2 protein-coding genes are annotated in these 2,470 nt (G+C 66.0%); both read left to right on the forward strand.

Going from position 1 to position 2,470, the window contains the following annotated elements:
• Positions 1 to 879: tyrosine-type recombinase/integrase (locus tag AB3X94_RS41490; RefSeq protein ID WP_368594376.1), on the forward strand; the 879-nt coding region annotated here is incomplete at its 5' end.
• An 8-nt stretch (positions 880 to 887) separates the two neighbouring features.
• The gene (locus AB3X94_RS41495) at positions 888 to 2,108 is read left to right on the forward strand and encodes an IS91 family transposase (protein ID WP_368594377.1); all 1,221 of its coding nucleotides are present in this window, start codon (positions 888 to 890) and stop codon (positions 2,106 to 2,108) included.
• Positions 2,109 to 2,470: the final 362 nt, after the last annotated feature.

Raw genomic sequence — 2,470 nt, forward strand, 5'->3', positions numbered from 1 at the left:
ATGACACCGCTGCGCAAACGCATGCTGCATGACATGCAGATCCGCAACCTTGCAGACAACACCCAGAAGGCCTATCTGCTGCAAGTTTCCAGTTTCGCCCGGCACTTCCGGCGCTCACCTGAGGTGCTCGGCCCCGAAGAGATCCGTGCCTGGATCATCCACCTGACCAACCAACGCAAGCTCGCGCCAGCCAGTGTCCAACTTGCCGTCGGCGCGCTGCGCTTCCTGTACCGCATCACGCTCAGGTGCGACTGGAGTGACGAGGATTTCCCGTTGCCCAAACGGCCCGTGAAGCTGCCCGTCGTCCTGAGCTTCGAGGAAGTGACGCGTTTCTTCGAGTCCATTCCCAGCCTGAAGCAGCGCACCATCCTGATGACGGCCTACGCGGCCGGCCTGCGGGTGTCGGAAGTCGTTCACCTGAAGGTCACCGATATCGACAGCAAGCGGATGATGATCCGTGTCCGCCAGGGTAAAGGCCGTAAGGACCGCTACGTAATGCTCTCGCCGCGGCTGCTCGAGATCCTGCGACTGTACTGGCAGGATGCCCGCCCAAGCGAGTGGCTGTTTGCGGGCAACATTCCCGGGCGGCCCATCAGCCGCCAGGCCGTGGGCGAGGCTTGCGCGCTTGCGCGCCAGCGCAGCGGCATTACCAAACCCGTGACACCACATTCTTTGCGGCACGCGTTCGCCACGCACCTGCTGGAAACCGGCGCCGATGTACGCCGGATCCAGCTGCTGATGGGACATCGCAGCATGGCGACCACGGCTCGGTATCTCAAGCTGGCGACGAGCACCGTGTGTGCCACCACCAGTCCCTTCGACCTGCTGCCGCACCCCGCACCCATCCCGCCTGAGCCCACACCGCGCGCATACTTCTGAAGCCGGCGATGCGCCCGGCGCTCGAGGTGGCGGACATCTTCCGTCGCTGCGGGCCTCACTACCGGCAGACCCATGCCGACGCCCTCAGTCGCGCCCAGCGCCGCGCGATGAGCGCCATCGAGCTGTGCCGTACCGCCGCGCTTGGCGGTCATGTCGAGCAGTGCGATGCGTGCGGCCATCAGCGCATCGCGTACGACTCGTGTCGCCACCGCTGCTGTCCGAAGTGCCAGTCGCTCGCCCGCGCGCAATGGCTCGAACGCCGGCGCGCCGAGCTGCTCCCCTCGATCGAATACTTCCACGTCGTCTTCACACTCCCGGAGCCCATCGCCGTGCTCGCGTACCAGAACAAGAAGACCCTCTACGATCTGCTGTTTCGCACCAGCGCCGAGACGCTGCGCACGATCGCCGCGGATCCGAGACACCTGGACGCGGAGATCGGCTTCATCACGGTCCTGCATACGTGGGGGCAGAATCTGCTCCACCATCCGCACGTGCACTGCGTGGTGCCGGGCGGTGGCATCGCGCCGGACGGTGAGCGCTGGTTCGCCTGCCGGCCCGGCTTCTTCCTGCCGGTGCGGGTGCTCTCGCGCCTGTTTCGCCGCCTCTTCCTCGAGCAGCTGCGCCGCGCGTTCGACGCCGGCGCGCTGCGCTTCCATGGCCAGCTCGAGCCGTTGCGTGACCCGCGAGCGTTCGCCGCCTGGCTCGCGCCCGCCGCCCAGGCGGAGTGGGTCGTCTATGCGAAACCACCGTTTGGCGGCGCGGCCCAGGTACTCGATTACCTGGGCCGCTACACGCATCGCGTTGCCATCTCAAATAACCGGTTGCTGCGCTTTGATGGCGATTCGGTGTTGTTCCAGTGGAAGGACTATCGTCACGAAGCCCGCCACAGGACCATGACCCTGACGGCCGACGAGTTCATTCGCCGCTTCCTGCTGCACGTGCTGCCCGTTGGCTTCAAGCGCATCCGCAGCTACGGGTGGCTCGCCAACTGTCACCGGGCGGAGAGCCTGGCCACCTGCCGGCGGCTGCTCGGCGTCGAGCCGCCCGCCGCTGCGTCGCCCATCATCGCGAAAGACTACCGCGACCGTTACCAGCGGCTCACCGGCAGGTCGCTGCGCGAGTGCCCCGTGTGCGGCAAGGGCCACATGGTCCGCATCAAAGGCGCGCTGCCTGGCGACACGCCCGGCATCCTGCCACGGGCGCCTCCCGAACCGGCCCATGTGCACTGACCCGAATCAGCACCACCCCCGCGCACGTTGGTCTTCCCCCATGCGGCCAAGGCGAACCCACTCGCGCCCTGGCGTCGCCGCACCTTCACAATGCCGCAAAACTCCGCACTCCTTACCCATTGGCATCCGCATTTCCGCTGGCTTTGCGCGACCGGCCCGGCCAACCACCCGGTTCTGGCGCGCGCCACCCGTGTGCAGGCCATCACAAATCACCGCGCCGTTCATTCAATGCCCATAAAGGCCGACGCCTGCGGAGCGGTTTAGCACAAACATTTTTTTGATTACCGATCGCGGACCGGCCCCGACCGGCCTGTTCACGCGTCAGTGGCCGCGATCGCCAACCAAAAAAATCTCTGCTCTAT

Source organism: Paraburkholderia sp. BR10923 (assembly GCF_040948765.1).
Lineage (GTDB): Bacteria > Pseudomonadota > Gammaproteobacteria > Burkholderiales > Burkholderiaceae > Paraburkholderia > Paraburkholderia youngii.